The organism is Ensifer sp. LC11, assembly GCF_001695835.1.
Taxonomy (GTDB): domain Bacteria; phylum Pseudomonadota; class Alphaproteobacteria; order Rhizobiales; family Rhizobiaceae; genus Ensifer.
In genome coordinates this window covers 45,917-64,020 of the sequence record NZ_MBSO01000024.1, presented here as the reverse complement: position 1 = coordinate 64,020, position 18,104 = coordinate 45,917, and the positions used below count along the sequence as shown (strand labels likewise).

General features: G+C 61.7%; 19 protein-coding genes and 2 tRNA genes. 9 read left to right on the top strand and 12 right to left on the bottom strand.

What is annotated here, in order from left to right:
- Positions 1–82 precede the first annotated feature (82 nt).
- Both BBX50_RS18480 and rplQ read left to right on the top strand, forming a co-directional pair.
- On the top strand, positions 83–1,093 hold the full coding sequence (locus tag BBX50_RS18480) for a DNA-directed RNA polymerase subunit alpha (RefSeq protein ID WP_065776800.1): 1,011 nt from the start codon (positions 83–85) through the stop codon (positions 1,091–1,093).
- Between the two features lie 44 nt (positions 1,094–1,137).
- Positions 1,138–1,563 carry a 50S ribosomal protein L17 gene (gene rplQ, locus BBX50_RS18475; RefSeq protein ID WP_057255585.1) on the top strand — a complete coding sequence of 142 codons (426 nt, stop codon included), beginning with the start codon at positions 1,138–1,140 and terminating at the stop codon, positions 1,561–1,563.
- A 167-nt stretch (positions 1,564–1,730) separates the two neighbouring features.
- Here the strand turns inward: rplQ and msrQ are convergent, their stop codons facing one another.
- Complete coding sequence (msrQ, locus tag BBX50_RS18470; RefSeq protein WP_065776799.1) at positions 1,731–2,384, bottom strand: protein-methionine-sulfoxide reductase heme-binding subunit MsrQ; 654 nt, start codon at positions 2,382–2,384, stop codon at positions 1,731–1,733.
- 2 nt (positions 2,385–2,386) lie between these two features.
- Complete coding sequence (msrP, locus tag BBX50_RS18465) at positions 2,387–3,328, bottom strand: protein-methionine-sulfoxide reductase catalytic subunit MsrP (protein ID WP_065776798.1); 942 nt, start codon at positions 3,326–3,328, stop codon at positions 2,387–2,389.
- Between the two features lie 199 nt (positions 3,329–3,527).
- On the opposite strand from msrP, the gene BBX50_RS18460 reads away from it, so the two are divergent.
- The 3 genes from BBX50_RS18460 (at position 3,528) to sugE (ending at position 6,793) form a co-directional block, all read left to right on the top strand.
- Entirely contained in the window at positions 3,528–4,925 is a 1,398-nt protein-coding gene (locus BBX50_RS18460) for a DegQ family serine endoprotease (RefSeq protein ID WP_065776815.1), read from the top strand.
- On the top strand, positions 4,922–6,235 hold the full coding sequence (locus tag BBX50_RS18455) for a replication-associated recombination protein A (RefSeq protein ID WP_065776797.1): 1,314 nt from the start codon (positions 4,922–4,924) through the stop codon (positions 6,233–6,235). The genes BBX50_RS18460 and BBX50_RS18455 overlap by 4 nt, the downstream gene beginning before the upstream one ends.
- 243 nt (positions 6,236–6,478) lie before the next feature.
- A complete protein-coding gene (gene sugE / locus BBX50_RS18450; protein ID WP_065776796.1) occupies positions 6,479–6,793 on the top strand; it encodes a quaternary ammonium compound efflux SMR transporter SugE in 315 nt (104 codons plus the stop codon).
- A 145-nt stretch (positions 6,794–6,938) separates the two neighbouring features.
- Here the strand turns inward: sugE and BBX50_RS18445 are convergent, their stop codons facing one another.
- The 9 genes from BBX50_RS18445 to BBX50_RS18405 all read right to left on the bottom strand — a co-directional run bounded on the left by BBX50_RS18445 (position 6,939) and on the right by BBX50_RS18405 (position 13,839).
- Complete coding sequence (locus tag BBX50_RS18445) at positions 6,939–7,724, bottom strand: ATP12 family chaperone protein (protein ID WP_065776795.1); 786 nt, start codon at positions 7,722–7,724, stop codon at positions 6,939–6,941.
- Positions 7,717–8,382 carry an HAD-IA family hydrolase gene (locus BBX50_RS18440; protein ID WP_065776794.1) on the bottom strand — a complete coding sequence of 222 codons (666 nt, stop codon included), beginning with the start codon at positions 8,380–8,382 and terminating at the stop codon, positions 7,717–7,719. Before BBX50_RS18440 ends, BBX50_RS18445 begins: the two co-directional genes overlap by 8 nt.
- Positions 8,382–9,374: an RluA family pseudouridine synthase gene (locus BBX50_RS18435; protein WP_065776793.1), complete on the bottom strand. Its 993-nt coding sequence runs from the start codon at positions 9,372–9,374 to the stop codon at positions 8,382–8,384. Before BBX50_RS18435 ends, BBX50_RS18440 begins: the two co-directional genes overlap by 1 nt.
- Positions 9,375–9,588: 214 nt before the next feature.
- On the bottom strand, positions 9,589–9,966 hold the full coding sequence (gene crcB, locus BBX50_RS18430; protein WP_065776792.1) for a fluoride efflux transporter CrcB: 378 nt from the start codon (positions 9,964–9,966) through the stop codon (positions 9,589–9,591).
- Between the two features lie 24 nt (positions 9,967–9,990).
- A complete protein-coding gene (fghA, locus tag BBX50_RS18425; protein WP_065776791.1) occupies positions 9,991–10,824 on the bottom strand; it encodes an S-formylglutathione hydrolase in 834 nt (277 codons plus the stop codon).
- A gap of 24 nt (positions 10,825–10,848) precedes the next feature.
- Positions 10,849–11,499 carry a DUF1345 domain-containing protein gene (locus BBX50_RS18420; protein ID WP_065776790.1) on the bottom strand — a complete coding sequence of 217 codons (651 nt, stop codon included), beginning with the start codon at positions 11,497–11,499 and terminating at the stop codon, positions 10,849–10,851.
- Positions 11,500–11,542: 43 nt separating this feature from the next.
- The gene (locus tag BBX50_RS18415; protein WP_065776814.1) at positions 11,543–11,983 is read right to left on the bottom strand and encodes a YaiI/YqxD family protein; all 441 of its coding nucleotides are present in this window, start codon (positions 11,981–11,983) and stop codon (positions 11,543–11,545) included.
- Between the two features lie 257 nt (positions 11,984–12,240).
- Positions 12,241–13,368, bottom strand: a complete 1,128-nt coding sequence (locus tag BBX50_RS18410) for an S-(hydroxymethyl)glutathione dehydrogenase/class III alcohol dehydrogenase (protein ID WP_065776789.1) — start codon at positions 13,366–13,368, stop codon at positions 12,241–12,243.
- 72 nt (positions 13,369–13,440) lie between these two features.
- A complete protein-coding gene (locus BBX50_RS18405) occupies positions 13,441–13,839 on the bottom strand; it encodes a helix-turn-helix domain-containing protein (protein WP_065776788.1) in 399 nt (132 codons plus the stop codon).
- Between the two features lie 246 nt (positions 13,840–14,085).
- On the opposite strand from BBX50_RS18405, the gene BBX50_RS18400 reads away from it, so the two are divergent.
- Positions 14,086–15,024 carry a DMT family transporter gene (locus BBX50_RS18400; protein ID WP_065776787.1) on the top strand — a complete coding sequence of 313 codons (939 nt, stop codon included), beginning with the start codon at positions 14,086–14,088 and terminating at the stop codon, positions 15,022–15,024.
- Between the two features lie 6 nt (positions 15,025–15,030).
- Here the strand turns inward: BBX50_RS18400 and lipB are convergent, their stop codons facing one another.
- Entirely contained in the window at positions 15,031–15,750 is a 720-nt protein-coding gene (gene lipB / locus BBX50_RS18395; protein WP_065776786.1) for a lipoyl(octanoyl) transferase LipB, read from the bottom strand.
- A gap of 195 nt (positions 15,751–15,945) precedes the next feature.
- On the opposite strand from lipB, the gene BBX50_RS18390 reads away from it, so the two are divergent.
- From BBX50_RS18390 to BBX50_RS18380, 3 genes are all read left to right on the top strand, one after another.
- Positions 15,946–16,030: transfer RNA gene (locus BBX50_RS18390), tRNA-Leu, on the top strand.
- Between the two features lie 444 nt (positions 16,031–16,474).
- Positions 16,475–16,559: transfer RNA gene (locus tag BBX50_RS18385), tRNA-Leu, on the top strand.
- A 328-nt stretch (positions 16,560–16,887) separates the two neighbouring features.
- Positions 16,888–18,066, top strand: a complete 1,179-nt coding sequence (locus BBX50_RS18380; protein ID WP_065776785.1) for a serine hydrolase domain-containing protein — start codon at positions 16,888–16,890, stop codon at positions 18,064–18,066.
- The last annotated feature ends 38 nt before the right edge of the window (positions 18,067–18,104 follow it).

The following is an 18,104-nucleotide window of genomic DNA, read 5'->3' as shown; positions in this document are numbered from 1 at the left end:
GTGAGGGGGCATCCGCTCTCTCCCGGTCTTCGGGGCTCGGTTGTCACGATTGGATGGTGGCAACGAACGGAAGGCAGAAAACATGATCCAGAAGAATTGGCAGGAACTGATCAAGCCGAACAAGGTGGACTTCGTCTCCTCCGGCCGCACCAAGGCAACGCTGGTTGCGGAACCGCTTGAACGCGGCTTCGGTCTGACGCTCGGCAACGCGCTTCGCCGCGTTCTGTTGTCGTCGCTGCGCGGTGCTGCTGTCACCGCAGTGCAGATCGACGGCGTCCTGCACGAGTTCTCCTCTATCCCGGGTGTTCGGGAAGACGTGACGGACATCGTGCTCAACATCAAGGAAATCGCCATCAAGATGGATGGCGACGACGCAAAACGCATGGTCGTGCGCAAGCAGGGTCCGGGCGTTGTTACCGCCGGTGACATCCAGACGGTTGGCGATATCGAAATCCTCAACCCGAACCATGTGATCTGCACCCTCGACGAGGGCGCTGAGATCCGCATGGAGTTCACCGTCAACAACGGCAAGGGCTACGTACCGGCTGATCGCAACCGTTCGGAAGATGCTCCGATCGGCCTGATCCCGGTCGACAGCCTGTACTCGCCGGTCAAGAAAGTGTCCTACAAGGTGGAAAACACCCGTGAAGGCCAGGTTCTTGACTATGACAAGCTGACGATGTCCATCGAGACGGACGGTTCCGTCACCGGTGAAGATGCGATCGCATTTGCGGCCCGCATCCTTCAGGACCAGCTGTCGGTCTTCGTCAACTTCGACGAGCCGCAGAAGGAAGCAGAGGAAGAGGCAGTCACCGAGCTCGCCTTCAACCCGGCGCTTCTCAAGAAGGTCGATGAACTGGAACTTTCGGTCCGTTCGGCCAACTGCCTGAAGAACGACAACATCGTCTACATCGGCGACCTCATTCAGAAGACCGAAGCAGAAATGCTCCGCACACCGAATTTTGGTCGCAAGTCGCTGAACGAAATCAAGGAAGTTCTCGCTTCCATGGGCCTGCACCTCGGCATGGAAGTGCCGTCCTGGCCGCCTGAGAACATCGAAGATCTCGCCAAGCGTTACGAAGACCAATACTAACCATTAGACTGCGGGCGAATGCCTGCAAGTGAAGGAGAATAGCCATGCGCCACGGTAAAGCCGGCCGCAAGCTGAATAGAACCGCCAGCCACCGCAAGGCGATGTTTGCCAACATGGCAGCTTCGCTGATCGAACACGAGCAGATCGTTACGACCCTGCCGAAGGCCAAGGAAATCCGCCCGATCGTCGAGAAGCTCGTCACGCTCGGCAAGCGCGGTGACCTGCATGCTCGCCGTCAGGCGATCTCGCAGATCCGCGACGCTGCCGTCGTTTCGAAGCTGTTCGACACGATCGCATCGCGCTACGCCACCCGCAACGGCGGCTACCTGCGCATCATGAAGGCTGGCTTCCGCCACGGCGACAATGCCGCGCTCGCCGTCATCGAATTCGTTGACCGCGACGTCTCGGCGAAGGGTGCGAAGGATCTCGCACGCGTTGCCGCTGAAGCTGAAGCTGCCGAAGCAGCCTAAGCCGATCGAAGGCATTGAATTGGAAGCGGCCGGGTGGCGATCACCCGGCCGCTTTTTCTATGAGCCCATTGCTCGACTGCGGACTTTCAAAGGAGCGCACCAGATCGTCCTCACCGTTTCGCTGAAGCGCGACCGGCGATCGATAGTCAGGCTGGGCGCGGAACTCCTCACGCTCTTCCGGGGGCTGTCGTGGCCGGTGCATTGGCCGCCTGACGTTTGCGCCGCAGATAGGGCTTGCGCACCACCCGCCAGAAAAGCAGCGCCGTTACCAGAACCAAGTAGAGGATCTGCTCTGGTCCGACGACCTTCACTGACATCGCAAAGTGCAGGGCGCCGGCGGCAGCGATGACATAGGCAAGCCGGTGCAGGGCGTTCCAGCGTGCCCCGAGCCTGCGGATCGACCAGTTGTTGGACGTCAGTGCTAGCGGAATGAGCATCACGAGCGCCGCCATGCCGATGGTAATGAACGGGCGACGTGCGATGTCTGCGAGGATCGCGGATATGTTCAACACCTGGTCGAGCAGCATATAAGCCAGGAAATGCATCAGCACATAATAGAAGGCGAGCAGCCCGAGCGCCCGGCGATAGCGCAGCCAATTGATGCCAAAAAGGTCGCGGATAGGGGTGATCGCCAAGGTCGCGACGAGAAAGCGAAGCGCCCACAGCCCAAGCAGATGCTCGAACTCCTTGACCGGATTGCCCGGAAGTTGCCCGGTGGCACCGAGATAAAAGGCATAGGCTGCCGGCAACAGACCGAAGCCGTAAAGTGCCCAGACCGAGGCTGAATGATAACGCTTCGGAAGTGCCGGCAGATGGGCCATCGTCAGTAGTTCGCTCTCAGATCCATGCCTGCATAGAGGCTCGCAACCTCGTCGGCATAGCCGTTAAAGGGCAGGGTATCGCGGCGATTGGAGCCGAAAAAGCCTCCGCCACCGATACGGTTTTCCGTGGCCTGGCTCCAGCGCGGATGATCGACCGCCGGATTGACGTTGGCATAGAAGCCATACTCGTTGGGTGCGGAAAGATTCCAGGTGGACGGCGGCTGCGTTTCGGTCAGCGAAATGCGCACGATCGACTTGATGCCCTTGAAGCCATACTTCCAGGGAGTGACGAGCCGGATCGGTGCGCCGTTCTGGTTCGGAAGTGTTTTTCCATAGACGCCGACGGAAAGAAGGGTGAGAGGGTGGCGGGCCTCGTCGAGCCGCAGCCCTTCGCGATAGGGCCAGGGCAGCGGCTGGAAGAAACCGGATTGCCCCGACATCTCCGAGGGACGCACGACAGTCTCGAACGAGACATATTTGGCGCTGCCGAGCGGCTCCACCTTGTCGAGCAGTGTCGATAGCTGGAAACCGGTCCAGGGGATCACCATCGACCAGGCCTCGACACAGCGCATGCGATAGACCCGTTCCTCGAGGGGGAAGTTCAAGAGTTCCTCCAGCCCAAACTCCTTGGGCTTGCCGACAAGACCGTCGACCTTCACGGTCCACGGTGTCGGCTTGAAGTTGCTCGAATTGGCGGCCGGGTCGTCCTTACCGGTCCCGAATTCGTAAAAGTTGTTGTAGCTCGTGACGTCGGCCTCCGGGGTCAGCTCCTCATCGACGACGTATTTGCTCTTAGGCGCTCCGAGAGCTGCTGCCAGGCCCGAACCGCTGCCTGCGAGGAAAAACCCGCCGGCGGCCGCGCCCAGAAAGGTGCGGCGGTTGAGAAAGATGGTCTCCGGGGTGATCTCCGAGGAAACGATTCGCGACGGACGATAGGATGGCATGGTTTTTTCCGAGAGTGGTTTATGAGCCTTGTCTTGTACGAACTCACCAGACTTTCGATCACCGTGAAAGGGGTGCCGAACCACGTTTTCGTGCGCGGCGCGTGAAGGCGGCGACTTTGTGTATCTTGCGCCAACATTTGCCTTTTTTCCTGCGAAATCCTATCTGAACGTAGCCGCGACGAATAGGAGAATGCATCACATGATCGTTGGTAATAGAGCGCTTGTTGCGCTCGTCTTCGCCGTTTCTCTGGCTTGTCCGGCATTGGCCGAGGAGGCCAAGACGGTTCCGCAGTCGCGCACGGAAATGCAGCTGTCTTTCGCGTCGCTCGTCAAGCAGACGGCCAACGCGGTCGTCAACGTCTATGCCGAACGGGTGGTCGAGCGCCGTTCGGTTTTTTCCGGCGACCCTTTCTTTGAAGAGTTCTTCGGCCAGCGCATGCCGAATCGTTCGGAAAAGCAATCGTCGCTCGGCTCCGGCGTGATCGTCGGCAAGAACGGCATCGTGGTGACCAACAACCACGTCATCGAGGGGGCCGACGACATCAAGGTAGCCCTGGCTGACGGCCGTGAGTTTCCCTGCAAGATCGTGCTCAAGGACGACAGGCTGGACCTTGCAGTGCTGAAGATACAGTCGGATGGCCCCTTCGACATCGTTCCGCTCGGTGATTCCGACGTGGTGGAGGTTGGCGACCTCGTGCTTGCTATCGGCAATCCCTTCGGCGTCGGCCAGACGGTCACGAGTGGCATCGTCTCGGCGCTGGCCCGCAACCAGGTATCATCCGGCGATTTCGGCTTCTTCATCCAGACGGATGCGGCCATTAACCCGGGCAACTCGGGCGGCGGTCTTATCGACATGAACGGTCAGCTCATCGGCATCAACACTGCAATCTTCTCGAAGGGCGGCGGCTCGAACGGCGTCGGTTTCGCCATTCCTGCCAATCTGGTTAAGGTCTTCGTCGCCTCCGCCGAAGGCGGAAACGGCGCCTTCGTCCGCCCCTTTATCGGCGCAAGCTTCGAACCGGTAACCTCGGAAGTCGCCGAGGCACTCGGCCTCAGCCGTGCCCGTGGCGCCTTGGTGACGGCCGTCGTTGCGGGCGGGCCGGCTGCTAGCGCGGGCATCAAGCCGGGGCAGGTGATCACCGCCGTCAACGGCATCGATGTCGAACACCCCGATGCGCTCGGTTACCGTCTGACGACGGTTGGCATCGGCCACGAGGCGCGCGTCACCGTGTCGGAGAACGGCAAAGCGCGGGATATAGCCTTGAAACTGGATCGGGCCCCGGAAACATCGCCGCGCGACGAGCGGCTGATTGAGGGCCGCAACCCGTTCGCCGGCGCGGTAGTCGCCAACCTTTCGCCACGGCTCGCCGAAGAACTGCGCGTGTCGACCTCCCTTCAGGGCGTCGTCGTCATGGAGGTCAACCGCGGCTCGCCGGCGGCGCGTATCGGCCTTGAGCCTAAGGACATCGTGCGCTCCGTCAACGGCGCGGCGATCGACACCTCCAAGACGCTTGAGGATGTCATGGCCAGCGACGCCTCCTTCTGGCGCGTCGAGATTGAGCGGGACGGTCAACTCATCCGTCAGTTCTTCCGATGAGCGATCTGTTTACAGCCCACGAACCGCCTGAAATGGCGTCGGCAAGACCGCTTGCCGACCGGCTGCGTCCGCGCACGCTCGCCGACGTCACAGGGCAAGAGCATCTAACCGGGGAGGACGGCGTGCTGTCGCGCATGATCGCGTCGGGTTCTCTCGGGTCGATGATCTTCTGGGGACCGCCGGGAACGGGCAAGACGACGGTGGCGCGTTTGCTTTCAGGGGAGGCGGGGCTTGCCTTCGAGCAGATCTCGGCCATCTTCTCCGGGGTCGCCGACCTCAAGAAGGTGTTTGAAGCAGCACGTGCACGGCGGATGTCCGGCCGACAGACCTTGCTCTTCGTCGATGAGATCCATCGTTTCAACCGGGCCCAGCAGGACAGCTTCCTGCCGGTCATGGAGGACGGCACGGTCATCCTGGTTGGCGCCACCACCGAGAACCCCTCCTTCGAACTCAACGCCGCTCTGTTGTCCCGGGCCCGCGTGCTGACCTTCAAACCGCATGGCGAAGACAGCATCGAGGAGCTTCTCTCGCGGGCCGAGCAACAGGAGGGCAAGAGCTTGCCGCTCGATGCCGACGCGCGCGCGAGCCTCATCCGCATGGCGGATGGTGACGGTCGGGCGGCGTTGACACTCGCCGAGGAAGTCTGGCGTGCCGCGCGACGCGACGAAATCTTCGATGCGGCTGCGTTGCAGAACATCGTGCAGCGCCGGGCACCGGTCTACGACAAGGGCCAGGACGGCCACTACAATCTGATCTCTGCGCTGCACAAGTCGGTGCGCGGCTCGGACCCGGATGCTGCCCTCTACTATCTTTGCCGCATGTTCGATGCGGGCGAGGATCCGCTCTATCTCGGGCGGCGCCTGGTGCGCATGGCTGTCGAGGACATTGGCCTTGCCGATCCCCAGGCGCTGGTGGTCTGCAATGCGGCCAAGGACGCCTATGACTATCTCGGCTCGCCCGAAGGCGAACTGGCGCTGGCGCAGGCTTGCGTCTATCTGGCGACGGCGCCGAAGTCGAATGGTGTCTACACAGCCTACAAGGCGGCGATGCGGTCGGCCAAGGAGAACGGCTCGCTGTTGCCGCCGAAGCACATCCTCAATGCGCCGACGAAGCTGATGAAGGGTGAAGGCTACGGCGACGGTTATCGCTACGATCACGACGAGCCGGATGCCTTTTCCGGCCAGAATTACTTTCCGGAAAAGATGGGGCGCCAGACCTACTATGACCCGCCGGAGCGCGGCTTCGAGCGGGAAATCCGCAAGCGGCTGGAATGGTGGAGCAAGTTGCGCCGGGAGCGTGGCACTCCCTGAGGCGGGCCTCGGGAAGTGTTGAAACGACGCTCCGCCGAGGTTGGCTCACGGAATTGGGGCATTTCGCGCTTTCAATGAAACCACGAATTCGCCTAGCTTTGCCACCGACGCAGAGCTGACCTGCCCGTGAACGCCTTGTCGTCGATGCCGGAGTGTGAGATAGAACCCGCGTTGCAGACGGCTGCACGGCTTTGGTGCCGAACATCCGCGGGGACGGCCTCGCTCCAAACTTGGGAGTTTAAAATGGCCTGGTTCCTTCTTCTGTTTGCCGGCATCCTCGAAATCGGCTGGGCAATCGGTCTCAAATACACGGAAGGCTTCACGCGCGTCACGCCGACGATCCTGACCGTCGGCTCGATGATCCTCAGCATCGCGCTGCTGGGTCTCGCCGTGCGGACACTGCCGCTCGGTACCGCCTACGCGGTCTGGACCGGCATCGGCACCGTCGGCACCGTGATCCTCGGCATCTTCTTGTTCGCTGAGCCCGCGACCTTCGTCCGCCTTGGCTGCATCGCCCTGATCGTCAGCGGCATCGCCGGGCTGAAGCTGGCTGCCTAACGCTACGTCATCGCACTGACTCTACGTAAAGCGCCTGAGCGACGTTGCCCGGACGCTGTAACCGACGTTGCCAAAATGAAGCGGGCTGCGCGTTCTGAAGGACGCGCAGCCCGTACTCGTATTCGGGGATGAATCGGCGGCTCTGTTACCGCAGAGCATTCAGAACAGCGGCGGCGGCCAGCATTTCCTGCCAGCGGTTTTCGCGACGGCGGAATGCCTCCTCGTCAGTTCCCCAATGCTCGATCTGCCAGTCCTCGTCGACATGGGCGGCGGCCCAGGTTTCTTCTGCGGAAAGGCGGTCCGAGGCCAGCGCAAGCGCCAGCAGGGCGGAGCCCGTCAGTGTCGTTACCGTATGGATACAGGTGAGGCCGAATGGAGTCGCAAAGGCGCGCAGGCCTTCGGCATAGGAGGAAATCGCTTCTTCCGGCTGCTCCTGATGGATCACGCCTTCGGCAAGGATGAAGCGGGCCCCAAGCGCCTGCTGCGCCCAATCAAGCACCGGATTCCAGATCTCGTTCTGGCGTGCGACCAAGCCCTCCGGGCTGTCGGCGCGATAGCACAAAAGGTCGGTTCCGGCGAAGCGCAGGATATCGTCGAATACAGAACGCTGGTCTTTTGCCACACCGTCGAGTGCGGTGTTGACGATGCGGGTAATGGGCATCTGGCCGGGGTCGATGACCTCGGCCTGGGCGTCCCATTCCGCCGCCAGCATGTCGGCGAGCTGGCGCGTCGGCACTGAAAGGGGCTGTTTGGCCGGTGTGCGCACGGTGCGTCCGTCGAGTAGCACATTGTGCGTCTCGGCGTCGGTCGAGGCAACGCTGACCTCCTTGTAGAAACGCTTCGGCAGCGGTTTCAGCATCTGGATCTGCGCGCGCCGGACTGGATCCTCGTGGCTCATCGCACCGCTGAGTTCGTCGCGAATATCAGGCATGATTGTGTTCCATCCATTCAATGATGTCGGCCGGCGTCTGGGCAACGAAATCCGCGCCCGCCTCGATAAGATCAGGAACGGACGCATAACCCCAGGCAACGCCGATGGCGGCGGCACCTGCGGCCTTGGCCATCTGCATGTCGTAGATTGCGTCGCCGATGACCACCGTATCCTTCGCGTCGACACCGGCTTCCGAACAACACTCCGTCACCATTGCCGGATGCGGCTTGGAAGGGCAATCGTCGGCCGTGCGCGATACGAAGAAGATGCTGTCGAAACCATGGGTCTCGGCGATATGGGTCAAGCCACGCCGCGACTTGCCGGTGACGGCGCCGATCAGCAAAGCGTCGCGTGACGAAAGCGTCTGCATCATGTCGGCGATGCCGGGAAAGAGAAGCTCCTGGAACCCGGCTTCGCTGCGAACGCCGGCGAAGATGGACTTGTAGTGGGCAGTCATTGCTAGGGCCTGATCGTCGACGTGCTCGCGGCCGAGCAGTCGGGCAATGGCGATATCGAGCGTCAGACCGATGATGCCCTTGGTTGCGGAAAGTTCGGGCCGATCAAGGTCGAAGGTCTCGAAGGTCCGCGCCATCACCTCATGGATCAGGCCACCGCTGTCGACCAGCGTGCCGTCGCAATCGAAAAGCGCCAGTTTCATCAGTCGTCCTCGCCAGGCTCGTTCTCTTCGAAGCCGAGCAGGTTCCAGCTCTGGACCATGTGCGGCGGCAACGGCGCGGTCACACGCAGGCGACCACCGTCCGGATGCGGAATATCGATATGGCGCGCGTGCAGGTGCAGACGGTTCTGCATGCCGCCGGGCAGGCTCCAGTTGATATCGGCGTCGAAATATTTCGGGTCGCCGAGGATCGGGTGCCCGATGTGCAGGGCATGTACGCGCAACTGATGGGTACGGCCGGTATAGGGCTCCATCTCCAGCCATGCGAGGTTTTGTGCGGCCTGTTCGCGAATGCGGTAGTAGGATATGGCGTGATCGGCACCGTCTTCGCCGTGTTTGGCGATGCGCATGCGGTCGCCGTCCGGCGTCTGTTCCTTGACGAGCCAGGTCGAAATACGGTCCTCGCGCTTGCGCGGAACGCCCTTCACCAGCGCCCAATAGGTTTTCTTGGTGTCACGCTCGCGGAAGGCGGCGGTCAGTTTCTGCGCAGCGCCACGCGTACGGGCGATGACAAGTACACCCGACGTGTCACGGTCGAGGCGGTGCACGAGACGGGGCTTTTCGCCACGCTGGTTGGTCCATGCCTCGAGCATCTTGTCGATGTGCCGGTTGACGCCGGAGCCGCCCTGCACGGCAAGCCCGGCCGGCTTGTTCAGCACGATGACCTTCGCGTCCTCATGCAGCACCATGCGCGACAGCAATTCGCCATCGGGCGAATGCCTGAGGTCGCGGCCGGCGATCGGGCCCGACTTCGTCTCCTTCGCATCGACGCCAAGGGGAGGGATGCGCACCGTCTGGCCCGGCTGCAGGCGCGTGTCGGATTTGACGCGGCCGCCATCAACACGGATCTGGCCGGAGCGCAGGAGCTTCTGCAGAGGACCGAAGCCCAGTCCCGGAAAATGCACTTTGAACCATCGGTCGAGGCGCATACCCGCCTCGTCACCATCCACTTGTCTGTGTTCTATGCCTGCCATCTGAGCGAACCTGCTTCCTGTTTCTGCGCCACTGCGTGTCGATCCGGAGCTTGTGCGTTCAAGTGGACGCAAGAGAGTGGCTCCAGGCGCGCTAAGGCTGTCGCAATTCTTCGACCGCTGCACGACGATGCCCTTGAAGCACGGATGGTTGAAGGACGGTGCAGCGGTGCGCCGCATTTCCCTTGAGGATGCGCAGCGCCTTTAGCTGCAGCCTTTAGACTATCGCGCGCATCAGAGCCAGCCCGCTGAGGACCGCAAGGAGCGAAAGCGCGACGCTGGCAACGACATAGATGGCGGAAAGCATGACGTCACCACGCTCCAACAGCGTGATCGCATCCAGCGAAAAGGCGGAAAAGGTGGTGTAACCGCCGAGAACCCCGGTAATCAGGAAGACGCGCAGGTCCGGCGAGGCGCCGAACTTGCGCATGATCACCTCAGCCAGCACGCCGATCAGGAACGAGCCGGAAATGTTGACCCCGAGTGTGCCCCACGGGAAGCCTGCCCCGAAGCGATGGACGGTCCAGAGGCCGACGAGGTAGCGCAGGATCGAACCGATCGCGCCGCCTACGCCGACAAGGAGAATGTGGGTCATCGTTCGCTCCGGGTCAGAATCTGCTCAAGCCAGCCGCTCGGCATGCCACTTGAGGTGATCGTCCATGAAAGTCGAGATGAAATAGTAGGAATGATCGTAGCGCTCGTGCATGCGCAGCGTCAGGTTGATGCCGGTACCCTTGATTGCCTCCTCGAACAGCCATGGGCGCAAGCCGTTTTCGAGGAAGCTATCCGCTTTGCCCTGATCGATCAGGAAGTCGGGGAAGCGCGCACCATCCTTGACGAGTGCGCAGGCATCGTATTGCCGCCAGGAGGCGCGGTCAGCCCCGAGGTATTTCTCAAAGGCACCGGTCGACCAGTCTGCCGTCGACGGCTCGACGATCGGCGCAAACGCCGAGCAGCTCTTGAAACGTTCCGGGTTCTTGAGCGCGATCGTCATTGCACCGTGGCCCCCCATGGAGTGGCCGAAAATGCCCTGGCGGCTCATATCCATGCGGAAGTGCTGGCTGGCGAAGGCGGGCAGTTCTTCGGTGATGTAGCTATACATCTGATAGTGCTCGGCCCAGGGCGTTTCCGTGGCGTCGAGATAGAAGCCGGCGCCCTTGCCCATTTGCCAGTTCGTCAACTCATCGGGCACGTCAGCGCCGCGCGGGCTGGTATCGGGGCAGACGACGATGAGCCCGAGTTCGGCCGCCATGCGCCGGTACTCGCCTTTTTCCATGACGTTGGCGTGCGTGCAGGTGAGGCCGGACAGGTACCAGAGCACCGGCCTTGGCTCCTTGATCGCCTGCGGCGGCACGAAGACGGCGAAGGTCATCTCGCCCTTGCAGGTTTCGGACTCGTGCGAGAAGACGCCCTGCATGCCGCCGAAGGCGGTGTTCTGAGAGAGGACTTTCATGGAATGCTCCTTGGGTAATGATGCTCAGCCGGCAAGTTGCACGGCCGCATTGACGGCGGCGGCGACGAGCACGGTGTTGAAGAAGAATGAGACGATGGCGTGCATCAGGTTGATGCGCCGCATCGCCGTCGTCGTGATGCCGACATCGGAGGTCTGCGCCGTCATGCCGATGACGAAGGAAAAGTAGAGAAAGTCATAACCGCCAGGATCCGGCGTCCCCGGAAAGTCGAGGCCGCGCGCCGGCTCTGATGTCTGCGCATTCGCGGCGGGCACCCAATAGATATGGGCATAGTGCATCGCGGCCATCATATGGATCGTCGCCCAACCGAGCACGACCGAGGCAAAGGCAAGGGCGAGTGCCAGCGCCGATCCCGTCTTCTCGCCGTTGAGGGCGAAGAACAAAGACACGAGCGAAGTCGCCGCCGCCCCTGTTGTCACGAGGAAGATAACGAACTCGGGCTCATCGGTGTTTCTGGCATGGGTTCTCAGGTGCCGGCCGGTCATCATCCGCAGTCGCCGCCAGCACATGATCAGATAGACGCAGAAGAACACGATTGCAGCGCCTTCGAGTGCGAAGGATCGGGCCACGAGCCACAGGACCGGTAAGCTCGCGATTGCGCTGAGAATGGCGGTGTAGAAGGGCCAGTGCCTGAGCTTCGTCGTCGTCGCTGTCATCCAGTTGCCCCTGCGATCTGCAGCGGAAGCGGCTGCCGCCCTGTCACTTTTTGGCCTGACGCGCGAGTCGGTCAAGCGTTTCGAGGAAGGCGGATCGATCGCGCTGTGTGAAGGCCGCGTTGTAGCCCTTGCTTTCACCGGTTTCACGCAGGTGCTGTCCCAGGTCACGCATGGCAGAGGCCATACCGATATTGGCCTTATCGAAGATGCGGCCGGAAGGACCGGTAACCAACGCGCCGGCGGCAACACACCGCACGGCAAGCGGCACGTCGGCGGTGACGACGATATCGCCCTCCTGCGCGCGCTCGGCGATCCAGTTGTCAGCCGCATCGAAGCCGGCCGAAACGACGACATTGTGCACCATCGGATCGCGTGAGGGGCGCAGGCCCGAATTGGCGACGAAGGTCACCTCGATCCCGTGGCGCTCGGCCACTTTCAGGATTTCCGCTTTTACGGGGCAGGCGTCGGCATCGACATAGATCATCTTGAATCTGTTTCTCAACGGGGCCGAAAAGGCGCCGGAAATCAATCGACTCCGACGCCTTCCTGAATCGGCTTGCAAAGCAATTCCAGGAAAAGTGTGAAACGGTTTTCCGTCCGGAATTGCGTTACTCAACTTGCTAAGCAATTCCAGGAAAAGTGTGAAACGGTTTTCCGCCCGGAATTGCGTCCTTTAACGTGCGAAGCAATTCCAGGAAAAGTGTGAAACGGTTTTCCGTCCGGAATCGCGTCAATGCAAACTTAGTAAAGCACCACCGAGCGGATGCTTTCGCCCGAATGCATCAGCTCGAAGCCCTTGTTGATGTCTTCGAGCGCCATGGTGTGGGTGATCATCGGATCGATCTCGATCTTGCCCTCCATGTACCAGTCGACGATCTTCGGCACGTCGGTGCGGCCGCGCGCGCCGCCAAACGCGGTGCCCATCCAGCTGCGGCCGGTGACCAGCTGGAACGGTCGGGTGGAGATCTCCTGGCCGGCGCCGGCAACGCCGATGACCACCGACTTGCCCCAGCCGCGATGCGAGGCTTCGAGCGCCTGGCGCATCACCTTGGTGTTGCCGGTGCAGTCGAAGGTGTAGTCGGCACCGCCGATCTGGTCGGCGCCACGTTTCGTCATGTTGACGAGGTAGGGCACGATGTCGTCGCCGACCTCCTTGGGGTTGACGAAGTGGGTCATGCCGAAGCGCTCGCCCCAGGCCTTCTTGTCGTTGTTGAGGTCGACGCCGATGATCATGTCGGCACCGGCAAGCCGCAGGCCCTGGATGGCGTTGAGGCCGATGCCGCCGAGACCGAAGACGATGGCGGTCGCGCCCATCTCCACCTGCGCCGTGTTGATGACGGCGCCAATGCCGGTGGTGACGCCGCAGCCGATGTAGCAGATCTTGTCGAACGGCGCGTCCGGGTTGACCTTGGCGACGGCGATTTCCGGCAGCACCGTGTAGTTGGCGAAGGTCGAGCAGCCCATGTAGTGGTGGATCTTGTCCTTGCCGATCGAGAAGCGCGAGGTGCCGTCCGGCATCAGCCCTTGCCCTTGCGTCGAGCGGATCGCGGTGCAGAGATTGGTCTTGCGCGACAGGCACGACGGACAGGAGCGGCACTCGGGTGTATAGAGCGGAATGACGTGATCGCCCTTCTTCACCGAGGTCACGCCCGGGCCGACGTCGACGACGATGCCGGCACCCTCATGGCCGAGGATCGCCGGGAACAGGCCTTCCGGGTCGGCACCCGACAGCGTGAAGTCGTCGGTGTGGCAGATGCCGGTGGCCTTGACCTCGATCAGCACTTCGCCGGCCTTTGGACCTTCGAGCTGAACCGTCATGACCTCGAGCGGCTTGCCTGCCTGAACGGCAACGGCGGCGCGTACATCCATCTAATTTCTCCTTGGACTAAAATGATTGCGAGCCGCCCGGGTGATGGCGGCCCGTGTGGAATCGGCAAAAGGCTAACGGATCTTCTGTTGAACGCGATTGAGCTCCATCTCAAGAGCGGCAATCGCCTTGCCGGTCTGTTCGTGCAGCTTCTTGACCAGCGCCAGCTGTTCGCGAAGGCCGTCTGTGTCGTCATCGCATGCGTCCGCGTCGGGCGCGCGGCCAAGGCCGGCAATCAGCCAGGCCGGGGTGACGCCCAGCACGCCAGCCAGCATGAAAAGCCTGCTCGTTCGGGGCTCGGCGCGGTCGCGCTCCCAGGAAGACACCGTCTCGGCGCGAACCCCGAGCTGGTCGGCAAGATCCTTGGCGCTGAGATTGGCGGCGTCGCGCGCCCTCCAGATGCGTCCTCCCAGCGTGTCACCGTCGCTGGTGTCGCGCAGGCGGGCAATCATCGTTTCGGTGGACAAGCGCATGGATATCTCCTTTGCCACGGTTACGTTCAAAGGTCCCGGGCCTCGGCGGCAGAACGCCAACCTTGAGGTCCGGGGCGGAAGATTGTCCTGAGCTTATAGGCATTTGGGCCGTGAGGGACCACCCTGAAGCGCCAAAAACACCGTCAATTGCGGCTAAGGCGCGGATAGTTCCTTCCCCGTCGCATCTTCGGCCGTTGAAAACTAAGGCGTAGGCTCTAATGTGCGGCGGCCAGAGGAGCCTGCCCCATGACCGACGCCCCGACCGCGACCGCCCAACCAGCCGATACGGTGATGCAGGGCGTCGCCATCATGCTCTTTGCCATGGTCATCCTGCCGGGCATGGATGTGATCGCGAAATACATGGCTGTCTATGAAGGCATGTCGCCGGGGCAGGTGACCTTCTACCGCTTCTTCTTTCAGCTGGTGGCGACTTTGCCGATGCTACTTGGCGCCGGCGGTTTGCGGGCGCTGAGACCGAAACGCCCCTGGGCCAACCTGCTGCGCGGTGTACTGCTGGCGACCGCAGCATTGTTCTTCTTCATTTCCGTGAAGTACATGCCGCTGGCCGACACCTTCGCCATCTATTTCGTCGAGCCCTTCATCCTGACCTGTCTTTCGGCCGTATTTCTCAAGGAGAGGGTCGGATGGCGTCGCTGGCTCGCCATTGTCGTCGGCTTCGGCGGAGCGATGATCGTCATCCAGCCGAGCTTCGCGGCATTTGGTGTGACGGCGCTTTTGCCGGTTGCCTGCGCCTTCGTCTTTGCCTGTTACCTGCTCCTCAACCGAGCGGTCGGTACTGGCGATTCGCCGCTGACGATGCAGACGATCGCGGGCGTCGGCGGGACGCTGATGATGGCGCTGGTGATCCTGATCGGCAACGGCATGGGCCTTGCCGATTTCGTGCCGTCCCTGCCGCAATCGGCGCTCGGTTGGACCTTGGTGATCGTGCTCGGCGCGCTCTCGGGTTATGGCCACCTTTTGGTCGTCAAGGCCTTTCGGGCCGCACCCGTCTCGCTATTGGCGCCGTTTCATTATTTCGAGATCGTCACGGCGACAGCGCTCGGCTACCTGATATTCGGAGACTTCCCGTCGCTCTCCAAGTGGCTGGGCATCGCCATCATCGTCGGCTCTGGCCTCTTCATCATCTGGCGCGAGCGGGTTGCCGGGCGACGGGCTGCAAACTGAACCGGGTCAGATCACGTCGTTTCTTGTCGGGCCGAACACCGTCTCGAAGGCTTCGCGCAGGCGGATGTCGACGTCCGGCATCATGACCGGCAGGCCGAGATCCACGAGGCTCGTGACCCCGTAGCCGCGAATGCCGCACGGCACGATGCCGCCGAAGTGATCGAGGTCCGGATCGACGTTCAAGGCGAAGCCATGGAAGCTTACCCACTTGCGCAGGCGGATACCGATGGCGGCAATCTTGTCTTCGGCCATGGAACCATCGGGCAGGGTGGGCCTTTCCGGGCGGCGAACCCAGACGCCGACCCGATCTTCCCGTCGCTCGCCACGAACGTTCATTGAACCGAGCGTGGAAATGACGACGCTCTCCAGGGCCGCGACGAAGGCGCGTACGTCCTGTTTGCGGCGCTTGAGATCAAGCATCACATAGACGACCCGCTGGCCGGGCCCATGGTAAGTGTATTCGCCGCCCCGTCCCGTGGCGAAGACCGGAAAGCGATCTGGCATCACCAGGTCGGCGGCATCGGCGCTGGTCCCGGCCGTATAAAGCGGCGGATGCTCGACCAGCCAGACGAGCTCGTCTGCCGTTCCGGCGGCGATCGCGGCGGCTTCCTGCTCCATCAGCTCGACGGCCTGTGGATAATCGACCAGATGAGACGCAATCCGCCAGCGAACCGGCGGTGATTCCGCGGGGGCGAACATGTCCTGGCTCAGATTTTCACGCTGCATTCGCTCGGCATTCCTGTTCTTTGAGAGCTTGTAAATGGGACGGCGTGAGACAAGAGTCCAGCGTTTCCAAGGCTTCCTGAGCGGGCTGTTGAAATAGTTTCATTTCCCGTCAAATTTCTGTCGTCATCCCCTTGTGCCCCCAAAGGGCTTTTGCTACATGCAGCCCCGTCGACGCAAGTCGGCATCTACCACGATGCGGTCGTGGCGGAATTGGTAGACGCGCAGCGTTGAGGTCGCTGTGGGGCAACCCGTGGAAGTTCGAGTCTTCTCGACCGCACCAAAAAACCCGGCTTCGGCCGGGTTTTTTGTTTTTTATCCTGAGCTTAGCGGAAACGGCGTTTTACCTGGGGTCGCGTCTTTGGCAGATCCGTTCGCTGCACCTCGTCAATCAACAGCAAGCGTCGACAGACGGGCAGGGCCGCATTTTTCTCTATGTGAATGTCCTGGGAATATCGCGATCTCGTCTCGGCGGGAACCTGCCGTGGCGCGGTGCTCGACAAGGTTCGCGCGAGCTCGCGCGCGAAGGGTAACGGGTAGCCCGGCCTTCTCGGGTCACAACGCGAACGCCACTGACATGCTGCCGCGACAGACGAAAACCGGTCTCCGGCAGGAGACATCAGGCTCTTCCACCGTGATCATCTGAATTGTGCACAGCCGTCTCTTGTGCACCCCGGACGGTTTTGCTACACGCAGCCCGCCGGCGCAAGTTGGCACCTACCACGATGCGGTCGTGGCGGAATTGGTAGACGCGCAGCGTTGAGGTCGCTGTGGGGCAACCCGTGGAAGTTCGAGTCTTCTCGACCGCACCAAATACCCGGCTTCTGCCGGGTTTTTTGTTTTATCTCCTGGTACTTAGTTAGCGTATCCTGGCCGGGTCCGGAATTCTTGATGCCCTTCCTCGCCCCATGGCATATTCCGTGCGCTCCTTCTGACGTGACCGTGCCTCACTCGCCTCCGAACTGGAATCGACGAAGATCGCCGTTTTCACCGCGCCGACGAAAATGATTTGGAACGTCGTTCGGTGGTAATATCCTTGCCGCGGTCCCAAGGGCGCGGCGGCAGCGATCTGCGCAGCGCGGCCGCGGCAGGGTAACGGTCACGAAGAAACAAGCTTGGCTTGTTGTTCGGGAGGCTCCAGTGGTCGGCGATCTCAAGGCTGCAGCTGATACAATCCTGAACGCCGTCGTCGACACTGTGGATGGAGTGCCCGGTGTTGTGGCGATTGCCACGGATAGACGTGGTGATTTTTACCAGGGAGCGGCTGGCAAGCGCGCATTGGGCGGTTCCGTGGACATGACCGTCGATAGTGTCTTTGCGATCTTCTCGATGACCAAGGCTGTCACTGCTACCGCCTGTCTCCAACTGGTCGAGGAGGCAAAACTCGACCTGGATGCCCCAGCCAGGCAATACGCGCCGGAAATTGGCAAGCTGCAGGTGATCGAGGGGTTTGATGCCTCAGGGAACCCGAAGCTGCGCGCGCCCAAACGGGACGTCACCACCCGCATGCTGCTGCTGCATACGGCTGGTCTTGGATACGACTTCTTCAACGAGACCTATGCCCGATTGGCCGACAAACATGGGCAGCCGAGCGTGATCACGGCATCCTACGCGTCCATCCAGACCCCCTTGTTGTTCGACCCCGGCGACGACTGGGAATATGGAAGCAATCTGGACTGGGCCGGACAGGTCGTTGAGGGCATCACCGGCAAGCGGCTTGGAGCGGTAATGGCAGAGCGCATATTCCAACCGCTCGGCATGGAGGACACAGCCTTCGCAATGACACCGTCCATGGCCGCACGCATGGTCACCCTGCACCAGAGGGACGAAGCGGGACAGCTGCGGGCGCTACCTGATTTTCGGCTCCCCTCAGACCCCGAGGTTCAAATGGGCGGGCACGGCCTCTATTCGACGGCTATCGACTACGCCAAGTTTATCCGCATGTGGCTCAACGATGGGATGGCTGCGGGCGGACGCGTTCTGAAAGCCGACACCGTCGAGATGGCCGAAAAGAATGGCCTCGGCGAGCGGAAGATCAAAAGGCTTCCGGGCGTGATACCAAGCCTCTCGCACGACGCGGAGTTTTTCCCCGGCATGCCGAAGTCCTGGGGGCTTAGCTTCATGATCAACGATGAGGTTGCGCCGACGGGCCGACCGGCGGGTGCGCTGGCATGGGCGGGGCTTGCGAACCTCTACTACTGGATTGACCGCCAAAACGGCCTCGGCGGCCTGTGGGCGACGCAGATATTTCCTTTCGCCGACCCCGCTTCGGTCGGGGGATACCTGGATTTTGAAACGGCGGTTTACGCTTCGCGGTAGGGCTAGCCGGCGCGATACATGCCGTTGCGTGTATCACG

What these genes read in the sequence shown, in the direction of transcription:
- fghA (WP_065776791.1), bottom strand. Translation starts at nt 10,824, where the DNA reads ATGAAAGTCCTCTCTCAGAACACCGCCTTCGGCGGCATGCAGGGCGTC.
- sugE (WP_065776796.1), top strand. Translation starts at nt 6,479, where the DNA reads ATGGCCTGGTTCCTTCTTCTGTTTGCCGGCATCCTCGAAATCGGCTGG.
- rplQ (WP_057255585.1), top strand. Translation starts at nt 1,138, where the DNA reads ATGCGCCACGGTAAAGCCGGCCGCAAGCTGAATAGAACCGCCAGCCAC.
- BBX50_RS18410 (WP_065776789.1), bottom strand. Translation starts at nt 13,368, where the DNA reads ATGGATGTACGCGCCGCCGTTGCCGTTCAGGCAGGCAAGCCGCTCGAG.
- crcB (WP_065776792.1), bottom strand. Translation starts at nt 9,966, where the DNA reads ATGACCCACATTCTCCTTGTCGGCGTAGGCGGCGCGATCGGTTCGATC.
- msrP (WP_065776798.1), bottom strand. Translation starts at nt 3,328, where the DNA reads ATGCCATCCTATCGTCCGTCGCGAATCGTTTCCTCGGAGATCACCCCG.
- BBX50_RS18435 (WP_065776793.1), bottom strand. Translation starts at nt 9,374, where the DNA reads ATGGCAGGCATAGAACACAGACAAGTGGATGGTGACGAGGCGGGTATG.
- BBX50_RS18405 (WP_065776788.1), bottom strand. Translation starts at nt 13,839, where the DNA reads ATGCGCTTGTCCACCGAAACGATGATTGCCCGCCTGCGCGACACCAGC.
- msrQ (WP_065776799.1), bottom strand. Translation starts at nt 2,384, where the DNA reads ATGGCCCATCTGCCGGCACTTCCGAAGCGTTATCATTCAGCCTCGGTC.
- BBX50_RS18415 (WP_065776814.1), bottom strand. Translation starts at nt 11,983, where the DNA reads ATGATCTATGTCGATGCCGACGCCTGCCCCGTAAAAGCGGAAATCCTG.
- BBX50_RS18445 (WP_065776795.1), bottom strand. Translation starts at nt 7,724, where the DNA reads ATGCCTGATATTCGCGACGAACTCAGCGGTGCGATGAGCCACGAGGAT.
- BBX50_RS18480 (WP_065776800.1), top strand. Translation starts at nt 83, where the DNA reads ATGATCCAGAAGAATTGGCAGGAACTGATCAAGCCGAACAAGGTGGAC.
- BBX50_RS18440 (WP_065776794.1), bottom strand. Translation starts at nt 8,382, where the DNA reads ATGAAACTGGCGCTTTTCGATTGCGACGGCACGCTGGTCGACAGCGGT.
- lipB (WP_065776786.1), bottom strand. Translation starts at nt 15,750, where the DNA reads ATGCAGCGTGAAAATCTGAGCCAGGACATGTTCGCCCCCGCGGAATCA.
- BBX50_RS18455 (WP_065776797.1), top strand. Translation starts at nt 4,922, where the DNA reads ATGAGCGATCTGTTTACAGCCCACGAACCGCCTGAAATGGCGTCGGCA.
- BBX50_RS18460 (WP_065776815.1), top strand. Translation starts at nt 3,528, where the DNA reads ATGATCGTTGGTAATAGAGCGCTTGTTGCGCTCGTCTTCGCCGTTTCT.
- BBX50_RS18400 (WP_065776787.1), top strand. Translation starts at nt 14,086, where the DNA reads ATGACCGACGCCCCGACCGCGACCGCCCAACCAGCCGATACGGTGATG.
- BBX50_RS18420 (WP_065776790.1), bottom strand. Translation starts at nt 11,499, where the DNA reads ATGACAGCGACGACGACGAAGCTCAGGCACTGGCCCTTCTACACCGCC.